The sequence below is a fragment of the Allosalinactinospora lopnorensis genome (genome assembly GCF_000981225.1).
Taxonomy (GTDB): Bacteria; Actinomycetota; Actinomycetes; order Streptosporangiales; family Streptosporangiaceae; genus Allosalinactinospora; species Allosalinactinospora lopnorensis.
Map to the genome: position 1 here is coordinate 34,956 of NZ_LAJC01000029.1, position 21,379 is coordinate 56,334.

The window sequence follows — 21,379 nt, forward strand, 5'->3', positions numbered from 1 at the left end:
GAACAGTGAGTCCGCGCCGTAACACCCCTCGACGCAAAGAGATCCGCAACCAGCAGGGGCGACAGCGTCCGCACGGCGACGAGGACTCGCTGTTCCTGCGCGTGACCGGAGGGGAGCGCCGGGAGACCGGCCCCGACGGCGAGTGGGTGATCCGGCGCATCAGCGGTGCGGCCGCGGCCAAGAGCTACCGCTGCCCCGGCTGCTACCAGGAGATCCCGCCGGGGAAGCCGCATGTGGTGGCGTGGCGCCCCTTCGGAGACGGCACGGACCGGCGGCACTGGCACTCCTCATGCTGGGACCGGCGTTCCGACCGCGGTGTCCGGATGCCGCGGCACTGACCTCGATCAATCCCCGCGCCCGTCTGAGCTTGAGGAGTCATGGAGATCCGCGCCAGTACGGTGCTGCCCGCCAGGCGCAGCCCGATCACCCTGCACACCGCCGACGGCCTTGAGCTCGTCGGTGAGCTCGCGCTGCCGGCGGACACCGACCCGGTGGCCACGCTGGTCTGCCTACACCCGTTGCCAACGGCCGAGGGCATGATGGACAGCCACGTGCTGCGCAAGGCCTCCTTCCGGCTTCCCGCGCTGGCGGACGTGGCGGTGCTGCGCTTCAACACGCGCGGTACCTCGTCACGGCACGGCACCAGTCAGGGCGAGTTCGGCGAGGGAGAGACCGAACGCTTCGACGTGGCCGCGGCGATCGAGTTCACCGAGTTCGAAGGGCTCCCTCGGCCGTGGCTGGTGGGCTGGTCGTTCGGTACGGAGCTGGCCCTGAAGTGGGGGTGTGACCCCGAGATCGAGGGAGCGATCCTGCTGTCGCCCCCGCTGCATCGCGCCGGCCCGGCCGATATGGCCGTGTGGGCCGAGTCCGGGAAGCCGCTGGCGGCCCTCGTCCCGGAGTTCGACGACTACCTGCGCCCGGCGGAGGCGCGCGAGCGCTTCTCCGCGATTCCGCAGGCCGAGGTCATCGGGGTGGACAACGCGAAGCATCTGTGGGTCGGCGAACCCTACGTGCGCATCGTGCTCGACGAGATCGTCCGCCGTGCGGCCCCGAAGGCCTATCCGCTCCCCGCCGAGTGGGACGGTCCTTTCGAACGGGACACCGTGTAAGCCGCCTGTGATCCGCATCGCCGGCGCGAGCCCGGAAGGGGCGGGCGGCTCCTCGAACGGCGCCCGACCGCGGTGGCGACGGCGGGCGCGCTCCTGCCCGTTGCCCGGCCCCGATCCATGCGAGAGGCCCCGGACCCGTTGCGGATCCGGGGCCTCTCCTCTAGTTGAGACGCAGCCCAAGGCGGTTCGCCCGATCGGCTACTCCTGCCACCAGTCCTCGTCGTCGGAGCCCTTGGCGGAGGTGCCAACAGGCTGCTTGGCTTCCGCGGGCTTCTTCGAGTTGGCCTGGGGCTGCTTCTGCTCCTCGCCCTTGGCCTCGATCGCGGGTGGCTCCTCCGCCGCCGGTGCGGCAGGGGCGGCGGAACCGGGCGCGGGGGCGTCGCCGCCGCCGAGCAGCTGGCGCAGCTGCTGCAGATGCGACTGGATGCTGTCCCGCTGGCGGTTGAGTTCGTCGACCTGCTGCTGAGCAGCGGTCATGATGCGGTCGGCCTCCGACCTGGCGTCGTTGACCAGGTGCTCGGCCTTGGCCTTGGCCTCCGAGTTGATCTGCTCGGCGGACTTCTTGGCCTGGTTCACGACCTGCTTGGCGTGCTGCTCGGCCTCGCGGCGGGTCTGCTCGGCCTGCGTGCTGGCCTTGGTCGCGCGCTGCTCAGCGCTGGCGGCGCGCTCCTCGGCCTCCGACACCAGCTTCTGCGTGGCGGCCTGGGCAGCGGCGAGACGCTCGGCGTCCTGACGCTCGGCCTCCTCGCGCCGGTTGGCCAGCTGTATCTCGAACTCGGCTTCTTCCTGGGCGCGCTTGGCCTCGCTCTCTTCGAGCGCACGCTGGGCCTGGGCGCGCATCTCGTCGGCCTGGCGCTTGGCGGTCTGCAGTGTTTCGTCGCGCTCGCGCTTGGCTGAGGCACGGGCCTGGGCGCACTCGCGCTCGGTGGTGGTGCGCAGCTTGGCGATCTCACCCTCGAACGTGGCACGCTTCTCGGCGATCTCGTGATCGACCGCAGAACGCTTCTTCTGCACCTCACGCTCGGTGGTCGAGGTGAGCTCGTCGGCCTCGCGGCGAGCGGTGGTGCGGATCTCCTCCGCCTCGGCCTCGGCCGCCTGACGCTGCTCGTCCACCTCGCGCTGGGCGGTTGTTCGCAGGTCGGTGGCCTCGTTCTCGGCGGCGGAGCGCATTTCCGCGGCCTCGATCTTGGCCTCGGACTTGATGTCGTTGGCCTCGGCCCGGGCGCCTTGGACGAGTTCGGTGGCCTGCTCTTCGGCCAGGCGGAGCAGCTGCTCGATGCGCGCGCCCAGACCGGAGTAGGTCGGACGCTCCTGCTCCTCCAGGTGGCGCTTGGTTTCGACGAGCTCGTTCCGGCTCTTGTCGGCCTCTTCCTTGGCGCTTTGGAGCTGGGCCTTTACCTGGTCGATGTAGGTGGTGACCTGGTGCCGGTCGTAACCGCGCAGCACCACGTCGAATTCGGTGGCTTGATTGCCTTCCTCGAAGAAATTACTGAGCTGGGCTTCAATATCGGACGACGACATGTGGCGGAATCCTGAACGGGTGACGAGACGGCTACATTTCGGGTGTATTCGTTTCGAGCCGGGCCGCAGGCGCCGTGGCGTCGCTACGGGGCCGCTCCGCACTCCGGAGGACCGGGCAGAGAGCTTCCTCCGGGAAGACTACTCTGCGAGATCCCGCCGTGTGCGGGTGTTCGCTCCGTTGGTGCGGAGTCTTGGCGGGTAGATGCAGACGTTATACGCGCTGACCCGACTCGATCTGCCTGAACCGGCGGGGAACAGGGGGTATGCCGGGAATGATCCAGCAGCTAGGCGACTTTATCAAGACACGACCGCGAAAGAAGAGTAGTTCGCCAGGATCGGCGGGTTATTTCTGCGTGTCGTGGGGTCTGGGACGTGCGCTGACGTTGAAAGTGACGGTTGGGTTACGGATCTTCGGGGTAGTGGCGGCCGGCACCCGGCCCAGCCCGGTGCGGGTCCGGGTGCCCTGTTCACTCCTGCTACCCGGATGAGTCGGGCGCCTGCACGAGTTCCGTGAGCACCCCGCCGCAGTCCTTGGGATGCAGGAAGGTGATCCGGGAGTCCATGGAGCCCGCGCGCGGCTCGGCGTCGAGCACCCGCACCCCCTGTGCGCCGACCGCTTCGGCGGCGCCGGCCACGTCGGAGGTGCCGAACGCGATGTGGTGCACGCCCTCGCCGTTCCTGTCGAGGAATTTCGCCACGGGGGAGTCCGCGCGGATCGGCTCCAGTAGCTGAAGGTAGCTCGCGCCGCCGTCGTCGGTGCCGTTGACGCGAAGCATCGCCTCGCGCACGCCCTGTTCCTCGTTGATCTCGGTATGGGTCACCTCGAAACCGTAGGTGCGCCGGTAGAACTCCACGCCGGCGTCGAGGTCCCTGCAGGCGATCCCCACGTGGTCGATACGGGTGAACACGGTGTTCGAACCTCCCGGCGACGGGTGACGGATGTATATGTATCGTGGCAGATCCAGCGGAACACATTGGAGGCGCGTCATGCCCGGATCCGTCATCGTCAGTGGCGCCCGGACCCCGACCGGCCGGCTGCTCGGCTCGCTGTCCGGTATGCAGGCTGTGGATCTCGGTGCGACTGCCATCGAGTCCGCTCTGCGGCGTGCGGGGATCGACGGCGACCAGGTCGGTTACGTGGTCATGGGACAGGTACTTCAGGCCGGACAAGGTCAGATCCCGTCGCGGCAGGCGGCCGTGCAGGCCGGCGTCCCGATGAGTGTGCCTTCGCTCACCATCAACAAGGTATGCCTCTCGGGTCTGGACGCCATCGCGCTCGCCGACCAGCTCATCGCCGCCGGCGAGTTCGACGTCGTGGTCGCGGGGGGCATGGAGTCGATGACCAACGCCCCGCACCTGCTGCCGAAGTCGCGGCACGGCTACAAGTACGGCTCCATCGAGGTGCTCGACGCCACCGCGCACGACGGCCTCACCGACGCTTTCGACAACGACTCCATGGGCGCCTCGACCGAGCGGCACAACGCCCGGCTCGGCATCGGGCGCGAGGAGCAGGACGCCTTCGCCGCGCGTTCGCACCAGCGCGCCGCCGCCGCGATCAAGGACGGCCGGTTCGACGAGGAGATCGTCCCGGTGAGCATCCCGCAGCGGAAAGGGGATCCGCGGACCTTCAGCGAGGACGAGGGGGTGCGGGCCGACACCACGGCCGAGAGCCTGGCCAAGCTGCGCCCCGCCTTCGACCCCGAGGGCACCATCACCGCCGGCTCCTCCTCGCAGATCTCCGACGGCGCCTGCGCCGTTGTCGTCATGCGCCGGGAGAAGGCGGAGGAGCTCGGCTGCGGGACCCTCGCCGAGATCGGCGCGCACGGCAACGTGGCCGGGCCGGACAACTCGCTGCAGTCCCAGCCCTCCAACGCCATCAAGCACGCGCTGGGCAAGAGCGGCGCCGAAGTCGGCGACCTCGACCTGATCGAGATCAACGAGGCGTTCGCCAGCGTGGCCGTGCAGTCCGTGCGCGACCTCGGTGTCGCGGAGGACATCGTCAACGTCGACGGCGGCGCCATCGCGCTGGGACACCCGATCGGCGCCTCCGGCGCCCGTATCGCCCTGCACCTGGTCCATGAGCTGCGCCGCCGCGGAGGCGGCTTGGGCGCCGCGGCCCTGTGCGGCGGCGGCGGCCAGGGGGACGCCCTGCTGTTCACGGTGCCTGGCGCCTAGATGGGCGCTGACGCCTCCGAACTCGTCGCGCGCACCCTGCGTGGGGAGCGCCGTGCCGTCGCACGCGCGATCTCGCTGGTCGAGGACGGCGCGCCGGCGCTGCGGGAGATCATGGCCGGGCTCGCCCCGCGGACCGGGCGGGCCTGGATCGTCGGGCTCACGGGCTCTCCGGGGGTTGGCAAGTCGACCTCCACGAACGCGCTGGTGAAGGCGCTGCGGGCGCGCGGGGAGAGCGTGGGGGTGCTGGCGGTCGACCCCTCGTCCCCCTTCAGCGGCGGCGCGCTGCTCGGCGACCGGGTCCGGATGCAGGAGCACGCCACGGACAGCGGCGTGTTCATCCGGTCCATGGCCAGCCGCGGGCATCTGGGCGGGCTGTCGTGGGCGACCCCGCACGCGCTGCGGGTGCTGGACGCCGCCGGATTCGACGTGATCCTGGTGGAGACGGTCGGCGTCGGGCAGGCGGAGGTGGACATCGCCGGGCACGCCGACACAACTGTGGTGCTGTGCGCTCCGGGGATGGGCGACAGCGTCCAGGCGGCCAAGGCCGGGGTGCTGGAGATCGCCGACGTGTTCGTGGTGAACAAGGCCGACCGCGAAGGCGCGCACGCGACGCTCCGCGAGCTGCGCCAGATGGTGTCCCAGGTGGACCGCGGCCCCGAAGAGTGGAAGCCGCCGATCGTGAGCACCGTGGCCGCCAAGGGGGAAGGGGCCGGCGAACTGGTGGAACGTCTCGACGAGCACCTGGCGTACCTGCGCGGGTCCGGCGAGCTGGACCACCGCCGGCACGCACGGGCGCGTGAGGAGATCGAGGCGATCGTGCTGAGCGCGCTCCGGGAGCGGGTCGGCGACGTGCACGGGCACGCCGCCCTGGACAAGCTCGCCGGCGAGGTCGCCACCGGGCACGGCGATCCCTACAGCGCCGCCGACACCCTGCTGGCCGCGCTGGAGCGGTGAGCGCGCCCTCCCGCTCCGCGTTCCGCGCCGATGGCGAGGCCTCCGGGCGACGGTGCGGGCCGGGGGAGGGAGCCCCGGCCCGCCGCCGTTCCGGGGTCAGGAGTCCAAGGCCTGGTCCAGCGCGGACATCAGGCTGCCCTGGGCATCGTCGCCGTCCAGGGACCAGACCATGACGCCGCCCAGGTCGGCGTCCCGTGCCCACTGGGCCTTCCGGGCCATCGACGTCTCGTCGTCGTAGGTCCAGAACTCCTCACCGTTGTAGAGCCAGGCGGTTCCGGCCTCGTCGTCGCGGTGCAGTTCGAACCCGGGGTAGTCCTTGACGTTCTTCCAGTCGTCGATGCCCTCTTCGTAGGGGCCGGGGGCGGGACCGGCGGCCTCCTGGAACAGGCCGTCGCCGTTGGGCCCGCCGGCGGCGCCGGTCCAGCCGCGGCTGTAGAAGGGGACGCCGAGGACCAGGTCCGCGGGGTCGGCGCCGCGCTCGACCCAGGCGTCGACCGTGGTCTGCACGCTGTAGACATCGGGGCCGGGGTCGCCGTCGACCGGTGTCAGGTTGGACTGGTGGTTGGTGAGCTCTTCCCAGCCGCCGTGGAAGTCGTACCCCTGGATCGTGACGAAGTCGAAGTGCGGCATGATCTTCTCGACTTCGTAGCCGGCGTCGATCTTCTCCGGATCGGCGGGCATGAATGAGGTGAGCTCGAACTCCCGGCCGGTTTCGGCCTCCAGACCATCGAGTTGGTCGCGGAACTCAGCGACGAGGGCGGTGAAGTTCTCCCTGTCCTCGGGGCGGACCACGTTGTCCGAGTGCCCTTCGGAACCGGGCCACTCCCAGTCCAGGTCGATGCCGTCGAAGACTCCCTCTGCGGCCCCCGGCCCGCCCGCGCCGTCCAGGACGGGCAGGTCGCCGCGCAGGAACATGTCGACGCACGAGGAGACCATGCGTTCGCGCGATTCCTCGGTCAGAGCGGCGTCGGAGATGTGCTTGGACCAGCTCCAGCCGCCGATCGAGAGGTTGACCCTCAGATGCGGGTACTCCTCCTTGAGCTTGCGGAGCTGGTTGAAGTTGCCGCGCAGCTCCTGGCCCCAGGTGTCGCCGACCCCGTCGACGCTCTCCTCGGCGGTGAAGGAGCGGCCGTAGTCGGCCCAGGCGTCTCCCTCGCCCGGCTGGTTGCTCTGGAAGCACTCGCCTTCGCCGCCGATGTTGGCGAACGCGTAGTTGATGTGGGTGAGTCTCTCCGCGGTACCGCTGGTGGCGACATCCTTGACCAGGTAGTCGCGGTCGTAGATCCCCCACTGGGTGAAATACCCGACGCGGAGGTCGCCCGCGGACGCCTCGGCGCCGGCGGCAGCGGGTGCGGTTGCGGACAGGAACGGGATCACGAGGAGGCCGGCGGCCACCGCGACCAGCCGTCCTCGGGGGAGCGGGGTTCTCATGCGTTTTCGTCTCCTTTGGTGAGCGGGTCTTCGACCGACCGGCTGGAGGATGCGGGAGTCGAAGGGGGAGGGAGGCGTGTTTCGGGCGCGGAAGCGGTGGCCGCGGCGGAGCGGGGGGCCGCGGCACAGCATCGAGAACCAGCGGGATGCGACGGACATGATTCCGGCATGAGCAGGGGGATAAATTTTTAGGAAAGTTAACTATTAGTTTTGGGAGAGGTCAATGGATGCCGCCGCCCTTCTGTCGCCCTCCCTGAGGGGGCGGGGCGCCCGGGAGGGGTGCCGGCGGCGGGGTGCGCTCGACGATCGCGGCGCGCGGCCCGCCCGCCGGAGAGGTGGCCGGATCCGGACCGAAGGAGTGCCTTGCCTTGAGGGTGTCTCAGTGATAGTCCTCTTCGAGTCGCTAGAGTGGCGACGTGGGAAACCCGCTGAATCTCTCCTTCGACCCGATCGAACGCGCCCATGAGAACTGGACCCGCCGGTGGGGGGCGTCTCCGGCGATGGCCGCGGTCACCTCGGTCATGCGGGCGCAGCAGATCCTCATCGGTCAGCTCGACAACGCGCTGAAACCCTACGAGCTGACGTTCGCGCGCTATGAGGCGCTGGTGCTGCTGTCCTTCAGCTCAACGGGAGCGGTCCCGCTGGGCAAGATCGGGGAGCGCCTCATGGTCCATCCCACGAGCGTCACCAACACGATCGACCGGTTGGAGCGCCAAGGGCTGGTGTGCCGCAAACCCAACCCCAGTGACGGCCGGGGGACGCTCGCCGAGATCACCGACGCCGGCCGCGAGGTCGTCGATGACGCCACCCGCGACCTGCTGGCCCTGGAGTTCGGGCTCGACTGCTACAGCGATGACGAACTGTGGCAGATCCACAGGCTGTTCACGAAGCTCCGGGTGGACTTCGGGGACTTCCCGGGTGGCGGCACGGTCGAGGCTGGTCCGCGACCCTCTACCGAAATTTAGTTGGACATCCTAGTATCGGAGTATGGCTGAGGACATCGAAGCGGGCCGTGCCCGCTGGCAGGCGCGCTACGACGCCGCTCGCAAACGGGACGCCGATTTCACGACCATCTCCGGGCAGCAGGTGGATCCGGTCTACGGGCCCCTGGAAGGGGCCGAGGTTCCCGGATTCGAACGCATCGGCTGGCCGGGTGAATTCCCCTTCACCCGCGGCCTGTACCCCACGGGGTACAGGGGGCGTGCCTGGACGATCCGGCAGTTCGCAGGGTTCGGCAATGCGGTGCAGACCAACGAGCGCTACAAGATGATCCTCGAGTCCGGGGGCGGCGGGCTGTCGGTGGCCTTCGACATGCCCACGCTCATGGGCTACGACTCCGACGACCCCCAGGCTTTGGGGGAAGTGGGGCACTGCGGTGTGGCCGTCGACTCGGTGGCCGACATGGACGTCCTGTTCGACTCCATCCCTCTCGGCGACACCACCACCTCGATGACCATCAGCGGTCCGGCCGTCCCGGTGTTCTGCATGTACCTCGCCGCCGCCGAGCGCCAGGGCCAGGACATCACCAAGCTCAACGGCACCCTGCAGACCGACATCTTCAAGGAGTACATCGCCCAGAAGGAGTGGCTGTACCCCCCTGAGCCGCACCTGCGCCTCATCGGCGACCTCATGGAGTACTGCTCGGAGCACATCCCCGCGTTCAAGCCGCTCTCGGTGTCCGGGTACCACATCCGCGAGGCGGGGGCCACGGCCGCCCAGGAGCTCGCGTTCACCCTCGCCGACGGTTTCGGCTACGTCGAGCTGGGGCTGTCGCGGGGACTCGACGTCGACCGCTTCGCCCCGGGGCTCTCCTTCTTCTTCGACGCCCACATCGACTTCTTCGAGGAGATCGCCAAGTTCCGGGCGGCCCGCCGGATCTGGGCGCGCTGGATGCGCGACCGCTACGGCGCCACGAGCGAGAAGGCGCAGTGGCTGCGGTTCCACACCCAGACCGCCGGCGTCTCGCTCACCGCCCAGCAGCCCTACAACAACGTGGTGCGCACCGCGGTGGAGGCTCTCTCGGCGGTGCTGGGGGGCACGAACTCGCTGCACACCAACGCCCTGGACGAGACCCTCGCGCTGCCCACCGAGCAGGCCGCGGAGACCGCCCTCCGCACCCAGCAGGTGCTCCAGGAGGAGACCGGTGTCGTCAGCGTGGCCGACCCGCTCGGCGGCTCGTGGTACCTGGAGGCCCTCACCGACCAGATCGAGGCCGAAGCCGAGCGCGTCTTCGAGCGGATCCTGCGCATGGGCGGCGGGGACGGGGTCGAGCATCCCATCGGCCCGATGACCTCGGGCATCCTCGCCGGTATCAACAGCGGGTGGTTCAGCTCCGAGATCGCGGAGTCGGCCTTCCAGTACCAGCAGGCGCTGGAGAAGGGCGAGAAACGCATCGTCGGCGTCAACTGCCACACCAGCACCGTCTCCGGCGAGCTGGAGACCCTGCGGATCAGCCACGAGGTGGAGCACGAGCAGCGGAAGGCCCTCGCCGATCGCCGGGCCGGGCGCGACCAGGCCGCGGTCGACGCCGCGCTGGCCCGCCTGCTGGCCGCCGTCCGCGCCCCGGAGAGCAGCGGAAACCTCATACCGGTGATCCTGGACGCGGCGCGGGCCGAGGCCACTCTCGCGAGATCTGCCGGGCCATGGGAGAGGAGTTCGGGAGCTACACCGAGGACCCGCGGTTCTGAGGCCCCGCCGGGAGCGGGCGCGTCGTACTGCGTCGCCGTTCACCGTGCTCGCACGTGATACGGCAGGATGGAAGTATGCAGCCTTCGGACTACTCCACCCAGAGCGCGATCGACCTCGGAGCTCGCAAGGCGGCCTTGGAACGCGAGGCCAAGCGGCAGGCCGAGGCGTCGTCCGGTACAGCCAACCCGTACGCCATCGACGTCAACGAAGAGAACTTCCAAAACGAAGTCCTGGAGCGCTCACTGAGCGCCCCGGTCGTCCTCGCGATCCTGGCCACCTGGTCCGAGCAGGCCACACAGGTCGAGAGGGCACTTGACACACTCGCCTCCCAGGCGGGCGGCCAGTGGTACCTGGCCAAGGTCGACACCGACGCCAGCCCGCAGCTCGCCCAGGCGCTGCGCGCCTCCACCGTTCCCATGGTCGCCATGGTCATCGGCGGCCAGGTCGTTCCCGGTCCCACCGGTTCGGCCACCCGGGAGCAGCTGCGCGACTGGCTCGCCAAGATCTTCGAAGGGCTGCGCCAGCAGGGGGTGCTGCCCGAGAACTACTCCGGCCTCGGCCCGGAGGGCGAGGAAGCGCAGCAGGAGCCGGCCGAGCCGTCCGAACAGCAGGCGGAGGCACCGCAGGATCCGGTCGACGTCGAGGCCCAGCAGGCGCTGCAGCGCGGTGACTTCGATGCCGCCGAGGCGGTGTACGCCAAGGCCCTCGAAAGCGACCCGAAGAACGAGGACGCCAAGATGAAGCTGGGGCAGGTCCGCCTCCTCGCCCGGGTACGCGAACTGGACGCCGACTCCGCGCGGCAGGCGGCCGCGGACCGTCCCGAGGACGTCGACGCCCAATGCAAGGTCGCCGACATCGACATGTACGGCGGCAAGTTCGAGGACGCCTTCAACCGGCTCGTCAGCACGGTGCAGCGCACCCGCGACGAGGACCGCGACCGGGCGCGCGAGCACCTACTCCGGCTGTTCGAGGTCCTTCCCGCGGGGGATCCCCGCGTGGCCAAGGCGCGGCGCGGCCTCACCTCCGCTCTGTTCTAGAGGCGGCGGTCCGGGCACGCTGGGGGACAAGGGGACACCGTGTCGGCCGCGACACTGCGGTGTGGCCGAATCGCTACGTGAGCGTTCGCTGATGCCCAGGTCGATTCGGGTAAAACCAGGGTGCGCACAGCAGTGCCGAACCAGGTGGTGGCCGATGACATACGTGGTGACGGTTTCCGCGGCCTACGGGGCCGGCGGGAGCATCGTGGGGCGCCGCGTCGCCGAGCGTCTCGGTGTCCCCTTCCTCGATCGGGCGATCCCCAGCGAGGTGGCCAAGGAGATCGGCTGCTCCCTCCAAGACGTGCTGGAGCACGACGACCGCGCCCCAACAGGCATCGAGCGGCTGCTGACCAGCGCCGCCCGGCTGCCCAGCATCACGCTGGGCAGCGTCGACACCTCCTTCATCGGCGCCACCGACGCCGAAGGGCGGCTCCTCTACGAACAGGAGTTCGTCGAGTACACCGAGCGCGTGATCACCAAGGTGGGATCGAACGGGGGCGTCGTCCTCGGCCGCGCCGGAGCGATCGTGCTCGCCGACCACGAGCACGCCCTCCACGTGCGCCTCGGCGGGGCGAAGGAGCGGCGGCTCGCCCGGGCCGTCTCCATGCGCGAGGCCGAGCGGGAGGAGGCGCTGGCCACCGGCGATGATCCGCACGAGGGCGCCTCCGCCTGGCAGCCGCCCACCATGCGGGACCTGGAGGACAACGATCGGGCCCGAGCGGCCTACGTACGCCGCTTCTACCGTGTGGAGGCGGACTCCCCGCACTTCTACCACCTGATCATCGACTCGACGGTGATCAGCCTGGCCACATGTGTGGACCTGATCGAGCGCCTTGCCAGAGAGCGTGCGGAGCACCGGTAAAAAGCGGCATACTTGACGCCGTGGCAATTTTCACCCGGATGGGGGATCCGGGGGTGCACGGCCCCGGCGCGCGGTGTGGACGGGGTTCCCGGACCGTCGCGCGCCCGGAGCGGCCGTTTCGTGCGCTGGGCGTTCCGCCGCGGTGGCACCATTGAAAGTGCGCGTGAGCGCGGCAGATCCGTTGAACTGAGGAGCTTTACGTGGCCACCCTTCCAAGTGTCTCCTACTCCATCACGGTTCGTCTGGAACTGGACGGCCATGGCAGCGCCGTGGGCAGCCTGACCAACGCCGTAGAGCACGTGGGAGGCGTCATCACGGCCCTGGACGTGGCCGCGGCCGGACACGAGCGGATCCGGATCGACGTCACCTGCGCCGCGCGCGACACCGACCACGCGCAGTCCATCGTCGACGCTCTCGGGGCAATCGAGGGCGTCGACGTGCACAAGGTCAGTGACCGCACCTTCCTGATGCACCTCGGCGGCAAGATCGAGATGAAGTCGAAGGTGCCGCTGCGCAACCGCGACGAGCTGTCCATGGCCTACACGCCGGGCGTCGCGCGCGTCTCCCAGGCCATTGCGGCCAACCCCGACGACGCCCGCCGGCTCACCATCAAGCGGAACAGTGTCGCCGTGGTCACCGACGGCTCCGCCGTGCTGGGGCTCGGCAACGTCGGTCCGGAGGCCGCCATGCCGGTCATGGAGGGCAAGGCGGCGCTGTTCAAACGTTTCGCCGACATCGACGCCTGGCCGATCTCGCTGGACACCCAGGACGTGGACGAGATCGTGCGCACCGTTCAGATCCTCGCCCCCGGCTTCGGCGGCATCAACCTGGAGGACATCTCCGCCCCGCGCTGCTTCGAGGTCGAGGCCCGGCTGCGCGGACTGCTCGACATCCCGGTGTTCCACGACGACCAGCACGGGACCGCGATCGTCGTGCTCGCCGCCCTGAAGAACGCCCTGCGGGTCGTCGAGAAGGACCTGGGCGAGGTCCGCATCGCGATGTCCGGTGCCGGGGCGGCGGGCACCGCGATCCTGAAGCTGCTGATGCACGCCGGGGCCAAGGACGTCATCGTCTGCGACATCCACGGGGCGATCCACGAAGGACGTGACGACCTCGACACCAACCTCGGCTGGATCGCCACCAACACCAACCCGGCGTGCTACGAAGGGGATCTCAAAGGGGCGGTGGCCGGCGCCGACGTGTTCATCGGCGTCTCCGCCCCGAACGTGCTCGGCGGAGAGGACATCGCCGAGATGAACGAGGGCGCCATCATCTTCGCGCTGGCCAACCCCGACCCGGAGGTCGACCCGGAGGTCGCGCACCTGCACGCCTCCGTCGTCGCCACCGGGCGCAGCGACTACCCGAACCAGATCAACAACGTCCTGGTCTTCCCCGGCTTCTTCCGCGGCCTACTCGACGCGCAGAGCCACAAGGTCGACGCCGACATGATGGTGGCCGCCGCCGACGCGCTCGCCGACGTCGTCACCGAGGACGAGATCGGGCCGCACTACATCATCCGAGCGTGTTCCACACCGACCTGTCGCACCAGGTGGCTTCGGCCGTGCGCGACGTGGTACTGCGGGAGCAGGCGGCGAGCAGCGCAGCCGGCGAAGGTCTCGGCGCGTGATCTGGTGCCGCGGGGAGCGGCCGGAGTAGCGTCGCCCCGGTACACCGTTCCAGGGGCGGTGATCGTGCGGCCCGCGGGGGAAGAGGGGAAGCATGGACCAGCAGCCTCTCACCGGCCACCTGCTTGTGGCGACTCCGTTGCTGGAGGATCCCAATTTCCGGCGGTCGGTGGTCTTCGTGATCGACGACGACACCGCCGAGGGCACCATCGGAGTGGTCGTGAACCGGCCCTCGGAGATGGCGGTCAGCGATGTGCTCGCGGACTGGAGCGACTACGCCAGCGAACCGGCGGTGATGTTCGCGGGCGGCCCCGTGGGGGTGGAATCGGGACTCGCCCTCGGTGTGCCCGGCGGGGACGACGCTCCTCTGGGGTGGCGGCCGCTGGAGAGCCTGGAGGAGGGGGCGGAGATGTCCGGGCTCGGGATGATCGACCTGGACACCCCGCCCGAAGTCCTTGGCGGTGCGCTCGGTCGGCTTCGTGTCTTCGCCGGCTACGCCGGCTGGGGTAAGACACAGCTGCGGGAGGAGATCGAGGAGGGCGCGTGGTACGTGCTCCCGGCCACCGCCGAGGACGTTTTCTCCGCGGATCCGGATTCCCTGTGGTCGCGGGTTCTGCGGCGCCAGGGCGGGGATCTCGCCTTGGTATCGACCTTTCCCGACGATCCGACGCTGAACTGAATCCGACGTGCTGCGGATACCGTGGGGTGAGAAGTAGGAGGTGTGAGGGCACGATGTCGATGGACATTATCAACAAGGTGCTTCCGGAGAGCGAAACTCGGCCGGACACGTCGCACGACGACGGCGACCGCGAGCGGTTCGCACATTACGTGCAGAAGGACAAGATCACCGAGAGCGCCGTCACCGGTAATCCGGTTATCGCCCTGTGCGGCAAGGTGTGGGTCCCCAACCGCGACCCGAAGAAGTACCCGGTCTGTCCGGAGTGCAAGGACATCTACGAAGAGATGACGAAGTCCTAAAGACCCGCTCATCGCCTTCCATACGCGTCAGGCCGAGACGGAAACCCCCGCCGTCTCGGCTTTTTGGCTCTCCGTGCCGCATGGCGCACGATACGCTCCAATGGGACGGATCCGAATACTCCGTCTGTTGGCGTAGGAACGCGCAGTCGATGACCGACCCTCGTCCGAGCCGGTGGCCGGCACGCCGGTAGCCCGGAATCCCCACCCCCGAGCCCGCGGCGCTCACGAGCCAGGTCATCGTAACTACGGGTAGGACACATGGACTCCATAACCGAGCGGCCCTCAGCCGTGCGAGGGCGGAGCGGCACGCGTGGTCGCCGCAGGAAACCCACTCCGCGGAGGCTGACATTCGGCGATGTCGTGCGCGGCACGATCCGCTTCTCCGGCGAGCTGCTCTTCACCACGGGTCTCGTCATGCTGTTCTTCGCGGTCTATGAGGTCTACGGGAAGCAGATGGAGACCGACCGCGAGCAGAACGAGCTGGCGCAGGGGCTTGAGGACCAGTGGGTGGAGGAAGCGCAGGGACCCGGCTCCGAGCCGCTCCCCGGGTCGGCCAACAGCCGCATGTACATCCCCGGGCTCGACCTGGACTGGATCGTGGTCAATGGGGTCTCCCAGGAGGACATCAAGTACAGCCCCGGCCACTACCCCGGCAGCGCCGAGGCGGGAGGGGACGGCAACTACGCCGTCGCCGGGCACCGCACGCCCGGTATCTTCTGGGACCTCGACCTGCTCTCCGAAGGTGACGACATCGTTCTGGAGGACGCGGAGAGCTTCTACACCTACGAGGTCATCGAGATCGAGGTCATCACGCCCGACCAGATCGAGGTCGTCGATCCGGACCCCTTCGACTCCGATAACAACGACGATCCCGAACGGGCGCTGCTGACCCTGACGACCTGCCACCCCAAGCTGCAGAACGCGCAGCGGCTGGTCGTGCACGCGGAACTGGACGACGCCCGGTCCAAGAACGACGGCATGCCCGAGAACATCGCCCACATGGCACCCGAGGACGGCAGCGGAGAGGAGGGCTGAGCCACCGATGTACGGTCTGATCTGGCGCATCCTGCCCGGCCCGTGGTTCGTGCGGTTCACGCTCTCGCTCGGGCTGCTGGTGGGGGCCGCGGCCCTGCTCTGGTACGTCGTGTTCCCCTGGGCCGACCCCTACATGCCGTTCAACGACAGCGCGGTGGAGATCGAGGACTCCGCGCCCGGTCCGGACTCCGCCCCGGAGGAGGAAGCGGACACCGAAGAAGGGGCCGGAACCGGCGAGGACGCCGGAGAGACCGGCGGCAACGGAGACGAGGAGGGCATCGTCGGAGTGGACGTCCCGGTCGGCGGCGACAACGGCTCCTGAGCGTGGACCGGGAGCGGTCCGGTCGACGTGAGGGAGGGCACCACCGTGCCGTTACCGCTCCGGTCCCCGGAGCCGGATACCCTCATCCGGGTGAGCAGCAGGGGATTCTCGGAATGACGCTTCTGGCGGCCAGCACGGAGGAACGGCTGAGTGGCCTGCGCCAATGGCAGCGCGAGGCCTTCGATGAGTACTTCCGGCGGGACCCGCGGGACTTCCTCGCGGTCGCGACCCCGGGGGCGGGCAAGACCACGTTCGCGCTGACGCTCGCGAGTGAGCTGCTCGCGCGGCACGTGGTACGGGCGATCACCGTCGTCTGCCCGACCGAGCATCTGAAGAAGCAGTGGGCGGAGGCCGCGGCGCGGTTCGGGCTCGCCGTCGACCCCGACTTCAAGAACGGCCAGGGTGCCCTCGGCCGGCAGTACATCGGCGCGGCCGTCACCTACGCGCAGGTCGCCGCACACCCGATGCTGCACCGCAACCGCACCGAAGCCCGGCGCACCCTGGTCGTCTTCGACGAGGTGCACCACGCGGGCGACGCGCTCTCCTGGGGCGAGGCGGTGCGGGAGGCCTTCGACCCGGCCGCCCGGCGGCTCTCCCTGACCGGTACTCCGTTCCGCACCGACGTCAACCCGATCCCTTTCGTCGACTACGTCCAGGACCACAGCGGTGTGCGCCGGTGCGCCTGGGACTACAGCTACGGGTACGCGCCCGCGCTAGCCGACGGAGTGGTGCGTCCGGTCATCTTCCTGGCCTACTCCGGCGAGATGCGCTGGCGCACCAGGACCGGCGACGAGCTCGCCGCGCGCCTCGGCGAACCGCTCACCCAGGACGCGCTGGCCCAGGCGTGGAAGGCGGCGCTCGACCCCAAGGGCGACTGGATCAAGAAGGTGCTGGCGGCGGCCGACCGCAGGCTCACCGAGATCCGCAACACCGCCCCCGACGCGGGCGGGCTGGTCATCGCCACCGACCACGAGCACGCCCGCGCCTACGCGCGGATCCTGCGGCAGATCACCGGGCGCAGCGCGACCGTCGTGCTCTCCGATGACCCCGCCGCCAGCAAGAAGATCAAGCAGTTCACCGAGACCGAGGACCGCTGGATGGTCGCCGTGCGGATGGTCTCCGAAGGCGTGGACGTACCCCGGCTGATGGTCGGTGTCTACGCCACATCGACCAGCACAGCGCTGTTCTTCGCCCAGGTGGTGGGGCGCTTCGTGCGGGTGCGCCGGCGCGGCGAGGTCGCCTCGGTGTTCCTGCCGTCGGTTCCCACGCTGCTGGAGTACGCCGGCGAGATGGAGCGCGAACGCGACCACGTGCTCGATCGGCCGCCGAAGGACGATGACTTCGACCCCGAGCAGGACCTGATCGACGAGGCGAGAAAGAAGCGCGACACGCCTGACGCCGGTGAGGAGCTGCCCTTCGAGACGATGGAGGCCTCGGCCGAGTTCGACCGCGCCCTCTACGACGGTTCCGAGTTCGGCGCTGGGGGCGACCCCGGCTCGCCCGAGGAGGAGGATTTCCTCGGCCTGCCCGGCCTGCTGGAGCCCGAGCAGGTCTCGAAGCTGCTGCGCAAGCGCAAGCTGGAGCAGCAGGCGAACCAGCGCAAAACCCCTAAGGCCGAGGAGTCCGAGGAGGAGGCACCTACCCACGAGGTGCTGGCCGAGTTGCGCAGGGAGCTCAACGGTCTCGTCGGCGCCTGGCACCACCGCACGGGCCGGCCGCACGGCATGATCCACAACGAGCTGCGCCGCGCCTGCGGCGGTCCGCCCATCGCGCAGGCCTCACCGGACCAGATCCGGCAGCGGATCGTCAAGATCCGCTCATGGGCTACCGGGGGCGGCTGAGCCGCCAGGTCGGGTTCGCGGGCACGGGGCCGATCCCAGGGCCGTGCGCGCTCCACCCCCGATAAACTCGATGGCATGGCAGCGACCACGACCTACCTCACGGGCATCCAGACATCGGGCGAGCCCCACATCGGCAACTACATCGGTGCGATCAAACCGGCGCTGGCCGCCGCCGGGGCGCACGACACCCTGTACTTCCTCGCCGACTATCACTCGCTCAACACGGTCAAGGACCCCGAGAAGCTCCGGCACGATATCCGGTCGGTCGCCGCTGCCTGGCTCGCCTGCGGGCTCGACCCCGAACGCACCATCCTCTACCGGCAGTCGAGCATTCCCGAGGTGTTCGAGCTGAGCCTCGTCCTTTCCAGCGTCACCGCCAAAGGCTGATGAACCGCGCCCACGCCTACAAGGCCGCGCGCGACCGAAACGAAGCGGCGGGACTCACCGATCTCGACGCCGGGGTGAACATGGGGCTGTTCAACTACCCTATCCTCATGGCGGCCGACATCCTGGTCATGGAGACCGACTACGTACCGGTCGGGCGCGACCAGCAGCAGCACATCGAGTACGCGGCCGATATCGCGGGATCGTTCAACCACCTGTACGGCGAGCACTACAGCTTCCCCGTCCCGCAGGGCGTCTACCCGGAGGGCGAGGCGAGCATCCTGCCCGGGATCGACGGCCGGAAGATGAGCAAGTCCTACGACAACCACATCCCGATGTTCCTGCCGGAGAACAAACTGAAGAAGCTGGTCCGGCGTATCCCCACCGACTCCACGCCGGTGGAGGACCCCAAGGACCCCGACAACTCCGCTGTGTTCCAGATCCTGCGCCAGTTCGCGAGCGAGGAGCAGGCGGCATCGGCGCGCAAGCGCCTGGAGGCCGGCGGCATGGGCTGGGGCGAGCTGAAGAACGAGCTGTTCGAGGTGCTCAACACCACGTTCGCCCACATGCGGGAGCGCTACGAGGAGCTCATGGACTCCGGCAGCGAACTCGACGACATCCTGGAAGCCGGCGCCGCGCGTGCCCGCGAGCGCAGCAGGGCCACGCTGGCCAAGGTCCGCGCCGCCATCGGTATCGACTGATCCGGAGGGCCGCCGGGGCGGTCCCGCCGCGATGGCGCACCCAGCTCGCCCGGCGGTGTCCGGCCGGGGAAGAACGGCCATGTCCGGAGCACGGCGGGAAGCGGTGCTCACCCTGCAGTAGGAGACCACGTACCTTGCCCCAGAAGTGCGACGCGCCTTCCGCCGATGACGGCCGCCTCAGCCTGCGAGCCGACTGCGCGAGCTGCTTCGGACTGTGCTGTGTCGCGCTGCCCAGGGCCCGCCCCGTCCACGGGGATCTCCGCGGTGCGCTGGAGGAGGTCGACCGGCATCACCCGCGGCAGCGCCGAAGCACTCGCGGAGGTGGACGTGGCGGCACTCCGTCGCGACGTCAACCCGCTGCTGCTGCGCACCAGCGAACTGGTTCGGGCGGGCGTCCCGGGCCGCACGAGGGACCACAGGGGAGCCGACCTCATCGGAGCCAGGCTCAGAGGCGCCGACCTGCGGGAAGCGGACCTGATCGGGGCGGACTTCCGAGACACCGACCTGAGAGGCGCCGACCTGACCGGAAGCATCTTCCTCACCCAGCCCCAGGTCAACGCGGCCAAGGGAGACGCCGCGGCCAAGCTGCCCCCGGCGCTCGCCCGCCCCGCGCACTGGTAGCCCCTCCGCGCGCCGGAACCGGGGTCCCGTACCGCCGGGAGTCCGGTCAGGCCACGACCGGCGCGCCCTGCAGCGCCACCCCGGCCCGGCGCATCTGCTCCAGGGCGGGATCGACGGTCGCCGGGGAGACACCGGCGGTCAGGCCGAGCAGAACACGCGCGGTGAAACCGGCCTTTGCGGCGTCCACCGCGGTGGCGCGGACGCAGTGGTCGGTGGCGATGCCCACTATGTCCAACTCGGTGACCTCGTGCCGGCGCAGCCAGTCTTCCAGCAGGGAACCGTCCGCCGTTGTGCCCTCGAAACCGCTGTAGCCGTCGCTGTACTGGCCTGCGCTGAAGACCTCATCCACCGACGAGGTGTCGAACTCCGGGTGGAATTCGACGCCGCGGGTCCCCGGAACACAGTGCCGGGGCCAGGAGGTGACGAAGTCCGGCTGGTCGGAGAAGTGCGCCCCAGGGTCGATGTGGTAGTCGCGGGTGGCGACCACGTAGGCGTAGTCCTCCCGGTGTTCGGCGATGAAGCGCGAGATCGCCGAGGCGACCCCGGCCCCACCGGCGACGGCCAGGTTCCCGCCCTCGCAGAAGTCGTTCTGCACGTCGATGACGATCAGTGCCTTCATTCTCGATCTCCCCTTCCGCGCGTCATGCGCGCACGCGTTGCTCGAAGTACGTGGGGATCGCGGGATCGCCGCGCGACATCTGCTGTGCGGTGGCCGGCAGTTCCCGCACTGACCGGGTGTGCCGCTCGCGGGCGTCCTCCAGGGGTTCGCGGCCCACGATCTCGCCGTTGGCCACCAGGCGCCGCAGCAGCGGGCGCACCCGCGGCTCCGGATCCGGCTCGTGGTCGTAGACCAGTTCGGAGACCGCCTTTCCCTCGTCGTCGAGCCGCCGCAGCCCCCATTTTCGGCCGCCCTTGCTGGGTTTGCCGACCGACCGCTTGGCCACGGGTTCCAGCGGCATACCGGGATCGGTGCCGCGGGCACGGGCGACGAGCTTGTAGACAAGGGACGCCGTTGGCGACCCGGACCCGGTGACCAGCGCGGTCCCCACTCCGTAGCCGTCTACCGGGGCGATGGCCAGCGCCTGGATGGCGTACTCGTCGAGGTCGCCGGTGAGGACGATGCGGGTGTCGAAGGCCTCGTGCTCGTCGAGGAGCTTGCGCACCCGCGACGCCGTCATCGAGAGGTCACCGGAGTCGAGCCGTACCCCGCCCAGCTCCGGTCCGGCCAGTTCGAGCGCCGTGTGCACAGCACGGTCGACGTCGAACGTGTCCACCAGGAGGGCGGTTCCCAGGCCCAGCGCTTCCAGTTGCGCGCCGAAGGCCTGCCGTTCACTGTCGTGCAGCAGGGTGAACGCGTGCGCGGAGGTGCCCGCTGTGGGCACGCTGTAGCGTCGCCCCGCCTCAAGGTTCGAGGAACTGCTGAATCCGCAGATGTAGGCGGCACGGGCCGCGGCGACGCCGGCCATCTCGTGGGTGCGGCGCGAGCCCATCTCTATCAGCGGGCGTTCGCCGGCGGCGACCGCCATGCGGGAGGCGGCCGACGCGATCGCGCAGTCGTGGTTGTAGATCGACAAGGCGATGGTTTCGAGGAGCACGGATTCGGCGAAGGTCCCCTCGACGACGAGGATGGGGGAGCCGGGGAAATAGCAGTCGCCCTCGCCGTAGCCCCAGATATCTCCGGAAAAGCGGTAGTCGGCGAGCCATTGCAGGGTAAGGTCGTCCACGATCGCGGAATCAGCGAGGTAATCGAGGGTCTTGGTGCTGAATCGGAAGTTCTCCAGAGCGTTCAGGAAACGTCCAGTGCCGGCGACCACACCGTAGCGGCGGTCATCGGGGAGCCGGCGCGCGAACATCTCGAACACGGTCCGCCGGTGTGCTGCGCCACTGTGGAGTGCTCCCTGTAGCATCGTCAGCTCGTACCTGTCGGTGAGCAGCGCGGTGCTCCAGTCGTCGGTCATACTGACCAGCCTAGTTTGTGCCTCTCGGTATTAAAATCGTCGAGTCGGTACGACGGCGCACAGGGGAGCGGGCAATGGCACAATGGCGCGACAGCGTGCCCGTGCGGTCCCCGAGGCAGTGCTCCGCGAATCGGACG

The 21,379-nt window shown here is 69.3% G+C and carries 17 protein-coding genes and 4 pseudogenes; 16 read left to right on the top strand and 5 right to left on the bottom strand.

The annotated features are described in order from the left end of the window. Window positions 1–5 precede the first annotated feature (5 nt). Both VS93_RS12620 and VS93_RS12625 read left to right on the top strand, forming a co-directional pair. Window positions 6–338, top strand: a complete 333-nt coding sequence (locus VS93_RS12620) for an ATP/GTP-binding protein (protein WP_201776627.1) — start codon at window positions 6–8, stop codon at window positions 336–338. A 39-nt stretch (window positions 339–377) separates the two neighbouring features. Further along, entirely contained in the window at window positions 378–1,109 is a 732-nt protein-coding gene (locus VS93_RS12625; protein ID WP_046470141.1) for an alpha/beta hydrolase, read from the top strand. Between the two features lie 198 nt (window positions 1,110–1,307). Here VS93_RS12625 and VS93_RS12630 read toward each other — a convergent pair whose 3' ends face one another. Both VS93_RS12630 and mce read right to left on the bottom strand, forming a co-directional pair. Beyond that, window positions 1,308–2,630 carry a DivIVA domain-containing protein gene (locus tag VS93_RS12630; RefSeq protein WP_046470142.1) on the bottom strand — a complete coding sequence of 441 codons (1,323 nt, stop codon included), beginning with the start codon at window positions 2,628–2,630 and terminating at the stop codon, window positions 1,308–1,310. A gap of 476 nt (window positions 2,631–3,106) precedes the next feature. Next, window positions 3,107–3,538: a methylmalonyl-CoA epimerase gene (gene mce / locus VS93_RS12635; RefSeq protein WP_236700516.1), complete on the bottom strand. Its 432-nt coding sequence runs from the start codon at window positions 3,536–3,538 to the stop codon at window positions 3,107–3,109. Between the two features lie 79 nt (window positions 3,539–3,617). Here mce and VS93_RS12640 point away from each other — a divergent pair, with 79 nt between their 5' ends. Then, the gene (locus VS93_RS12640; protein WP_046470144.1) at window positions 3,618–4,805 is read left to right on the top strand and encodes an acetyl-CoA C-acetyltransferase; all 1,188 of its coding nucleotides are present in this window, start codon (window positions 3,618–3,620) and stop codon (window positions 4,803–4,805) included. Further along, a complete protein-coding gene (meaB, locus tag VS93_RS12645) occupies window positions 4,806–5,759 on the top strand; it encodes a methylmalonyl Co-A mutase-associated GTPase MeaB (RefSeq protein WP_046470145.1) in 954 nt (317 codons plus the stop codon). Window positions 5,760–5,855: 96 nt separating this feature from the next. Here meaB and VS93_RS12650 read toward each other — a convergent pair. Further along, a pseudogene (locus VS93_RS12650) lies at window positions 5,856–7,079 on the bottom strand (glycoside hydrolase family 18 protein); the annotation flags it as partial. A gap of 527 nt (window positions 7,080–7,606) precedes the next feature. Here VS93_RS12650 and VS93_RS12655 point away from each other — a divergent pair. From VS93_RS12655 to VS93_RS12710, 12 genes and pseudogenes are all read left to right on the top strand, one after another. Then, a complete protein-coding gene (locus VS93_RS12655; protein ID WP_173434305.1) occupies window positions 7,607–8,155 on the top strand; it encodes a MarR family winged helix-turn-helix transcriptional regulator in 549 nt (182 codons plus the stop codon). 22 nt (window positions 8,156–8,177) lie between these two features. Continuing rightward, window positions 8,178–9,877: pseudogene (locus VS93_RS12660) on the top strand (acyl-CoA mutase large subunit family protein). Between the two features lie 75 nt (window positions 9,878–9,952). Continuing rightward, a complete protein-coding gene (locus tag VS93_RS12665) occupies window positions 9,953–10,915 on the top strand; it encodes a tetratricopeptide repeat protein (protein ID WP_046470146.1) in 963 nt (320 codons plus the stop codon). Window positions 10,916–11,069: 154 nt separating this feature from the next. Beyond that, entirely contained in the window at window positions 11,070–11,777 is a 708-nt protein-coding gene (locus tag VS93_RS12670; protein WP_046470147.1) for a cytidylate kinase-like family protein, read from the top strand. 200 nt (window positions 11,778–11,977) lie between these two features. Beyond that, a pseudogene (locus VS93_RS12675) lies at window positions 11,978–13,404 on the top strand (malic enzyme-like NAD(P)-binding protein). Window positions 13,405–13,496: 92 nt separating this feature from the next. Further along, window positions 13,497–14,081 (top strand): YqgE/AlgH family protein, encoded by a 585-nt coding sequence (locus tag VS93_RS12680; RefSeq protein WP_046470148.1) that lies wholly within the window; start codon window positions 13,497–13,499, stop codon window positions 14,079–14,081. Window positions 14,082–14,134: 53 nt separating this feature from the next. Continuing rightward, window positions 14,135–14,380: a DUF3039 domain-containing protein gene (locus tag VS93_RS12685; protein ID WP_046470149.1), complete on the top strand. Its 246-nt coding sequence runs from the start codon at window positions 14,135–14,137 to the stop codon at window positions 14,378–14,380. A 258-nt stretch (window positions 14,381–14,638) separates the two neighbouring features. Then, window positions 14,639–15,415, top strand: a complete 777-nt coding sequence (locus VS93_RS12690; protein ID WP_173434306.1) for a class E sortase — start codon at window positions 14,639–14,641, stop codon at window positions 15,413–15,415. A 7-nt stretch (window positions 15,416–15,422) separates the two neighbouring features. After that, on the top strand, window positions 15,423–15,737 hold the full coding sequence (locus VS93_RS12695; protein ID WP_046470150.1) for a hypothetical protein: 315 nt from the start codon (window positions 15,423–15,425) through the stop codon (window positions 15,735–15,737). A 113-nt stretch (window positions 15,738–15,850) separates the two neighbouring features. Beyond that, entirely contained in the window at window positions 15,851–17,578 is a 1,728-nt protein-coding gene (locus tag VS93_RS12700) for a DEAD/DEAH box helicase (protein ID WP_046470151.1), read from the top strand. 75 nt (window positions 17,579–17,653) lie between these two features. Further along, window positions 17,654–18,663 (top strand): annotated as a pseudogene (locus VS93_RS12705) (tryptophan--tRNA ligase). Between the two features lie 219 nt (window positions 18,664–18,882). After that, on the top strand, window positions 18,883–19,284 hold the full coding sequence (locus VS93_RS12710) for a pentapeptide repeat-containing protein (protein WP_236700517.1): 402 nt from the start codon (window positions 18,883–18,885) through the stop codon (window positions 19,282–19,284). A gap of 46 nt (window positions 19,285–19,330) precedes the next feature. Here VS93_RS12710 and VS93_RS12715 read toward each other — a convergent pair whose 3' ends face one another. Continuing rightward, window positions 19,331–19,903, bottom strand: coding sequence for a nicotinamidase (locus tag VS93_RS12715; protein ID WP_046470152.1), 573 nt, complete (start codon window positions 19,901–19,903; stop codon window positions 19,331–19,333). 22 nt (window positions 19,904–19,925) lie between these two features. Then, window positions 19,926–21,251: a nicotinate phosphoribosyltransferase gene (locus tag VS93_RS12720; RefSeq protein WP_269082850.1), complete on the bottom strand. Its 1,326-nt coding sequence runs from the start codon at window positions 21,249–21,251 to the stop codon at window positions 19,926–19,928. Window positions 21,252–21,379: the final 128 nt, after the last annotated feature.

Bases quoted from the DNA above. Each gene is read 5' to 3' on its own strand.
- VS93_RS12715 (WP_046470152.1), bottom strand. From the start codon at position 19,903: ATGAAGGCACTGATCGTCATCGACGTGCAGAACGACTTCTGCGAGGGC.
- VS93_RS12680 (WP_046470148.1), top strand. From the start codon at position 13,497: ATGGACCAGCAGCCTCTCACCGGCCACCTGCTTGTGGCGACTCCGTTG.
- VS93_RS12665 (WP_046470146.1), top strand. From the start codon at position 9,953: ATGCAGCCTTCGGACTACTCCACCCAGAGCGCGATCGACCTCGGAGCT.
- VS93_RS12690 (WP_173434306.1), top strand. From the start codon at position 14,639: ATGGACTCCATAACCGAGCGGCCCTCAGCCGTGCGAGGGCGGAGCGGC.
- VS93_RS12700 (WP_046470151.1), top strand. From the start codon at position 15,851: ATGACGCTTCTGGCGGCCAGCACGGAGGAACGGCTGAGTGGCCTGCGC.
- VS93_RS12640 (WP_046470144.1), top strand. From the start codon at position 3,618: ATGCCCGGATCCGTCATCGTCAGTGGCGCCCGGACCCCGACCGGCCGG.
- VS93_RS12630 (WP_046470142.1), bottom strand. From the start codon at position 2,630: ATGTCGTCGTCCGATATTGAAGCCCAGCTCAGTAATTTCTTCGAGGAA.
- VS93_RS12695 (WP_046470150.1), top strand. From the start codon at position 15,423: ATGTACGGTCTGATCTGGCGCATCCTGCCCGGCCCGTGGTTCGTGCGG.
- meaB (WP_046470145.1), top strand. From the start codon at position 4,806: ATGGGCGCTGACGCCTCCGAACTCGTCGCGCGCACCCTGCGTGGGGAG.
- VS93_RS12685 (WP_046470149.1), top strand. From the start codon at position 14,135: ATGTCGATGGACATTATCAACAAGGTGCTTCCGGAGAGCGAAACTCGG.
- VS93_RS12625 (WP_046470141.1), top strand. From the start codon at position 378: ATGGAGATCCGCGCCAGTACGGTGCTGCCCGCCAGGCGCAGCCCGATC.
- VS93_RS12670 (WP_046470147.1), top strand. From the start codon at position 11,070: ATGACATACGTGGTGACGGTTTCCGCGGCCTACGGGGCCGGCGGGAGC.